Origin of the sequence: Sphingomonas hylomeconis (assembly GCF_025370105.1) — a bacterium.
GTDB classification, from domain to species: Bacteria; Pseudomonadota; Alphaproteobacteria; order Sphingomonadales; family Sphingomonadaceae; genus Sphingomonas; species Sphingomonas hylomeconis.
On record NZ_JANQBK010000028.1, the window covers coordinates 1 to 1385 of the forward strand.

General features: G+C 74.8%; 2 pseudogenes. Both read left to right on the forward strand.

Features of this window, described 5'->3' with window-relative positions:
• Positions 1–1028, forward strand: a pseudogene (locus NV401_RS18730) (hypothetical protein); the annotation flags it as partial.
• Positions 1029–1172: 144 nt separating this feature from the next.
• Positions 1173–1385, forward strand: a pseudogene (locus tag NV401_RS18735) (hypothetical protein); the annotation flags it as partial.

The window sequence follows — 1385 nt, forward strand, 5'->3', positions numbered from 1 at the left end:
CGGTACCGCAGGCCGCCAGCGTGGCGACCGCGCCCGTGGCCGCGGCGCCGGCGCCGGTCCCTGCCGCCGCGGTCGCGCCGCCCGTCCCGGCACCCGTCGAAAGCGCCGCCCCCGCCGAACCCGCAGCCACCACCGAAAGCGCGACGACCCGGGAGGCCGCGCCGGTCTGGCCGTGGATCGTCGGCGGGCTGGTCGTGCTCGGCGCGCTGCTGGCGTTCCTCCTGCGCCGCCGCAGTCGCGTCGATGCCGATGACGAGGACGACTATGACGCCGACGAGGCGCAGGTGGCCTATGCCGAGTCCCAGCCTGAACCCGTCCCCGCGCCGCTGATGCAGCCCGAGCCGGCGCCGGCCGATGTCGCGCCCGTCGCCCCGGTCTTCCGCCAGACGCAGGGTGCCGGCCGCCTGCAGCCGCAATTCCTGAAGCCCGTACCGGCCGCCGCGCCGGTCCTGGCCGCAGCCGGCGAGGGCGTCGCGGTCGAGGCCGCACTGGTCGCCCCCGAAGCGGCCGAGGTCGACGCGCTGACCGCAGGCAGCGCGCATGCCGATCGCCCATGGCTCGAATTCGCCTTTCGCCCGGTGCGCGCCGGCAGCAATGCCGAGGATGCGTTGGTCGAGATCGAGCTGACCGTCGGCAATTCGGGCGGCCGGGTCGCCGAGGACGTGCGCATCTCCACCTTGCTGCTCGCCGATGGCAGCGCCAGCCAGGCCGAGATCGACCAGCGGCTGGCCGATCACGCGCGGGGCGAGGTCGCGCCGGTGACGATCGCGCCGGGCGAGGGCGCGCGCGTCGATGCCACGCTGTCGCTGCCCAAGGCACAGCTGGGCGGGGATGCGCGCATCTTCAATCCGGTGGTCGTCGCCGATGCCCGCTATCACCTGGCCGATGGCAGCGAAGGCCGCACCAGCGCCGCCTTCGTGATCGGCCATGCCGGCGCGGAGGAAGGCCTGCGCGGGATCACGCTGCATCGCCAGCAGATGAGCGGCGATATCGAGGCACGGCTGCACGGCGTGCCGCAACACGCCTGATCAACGTTGAGAGCGCGCGGCGGCCCGCCCGACCCGAAACGGGCGGGCGGGCCTTGCCGCACCCGGCGCCCGCACCGTATGGCGCTGATCGAACTGGTTCGGGGATGATGCGTGGTTTCTCGGTTTGCTCGGCTAATCTTGATGGTGTCGGCGGCGTTCGCGGCGCCCGCCGCTCTGGCGCAGAACGAGCAGGGGCAGCTCGTGCCCGGGCTGGAGAATTTCGATCTCACCGGCCCGCGTCCGCGCCCCACCCCGGTGACTCCGCCGGTCGCGCGTCCGACCCCGGCGGTGCAGACGCCAACGCCGCGCGCCACGCCGGCGCCCCGCGCGACCGCGGCGCCGCGCGCGACGCCCGCC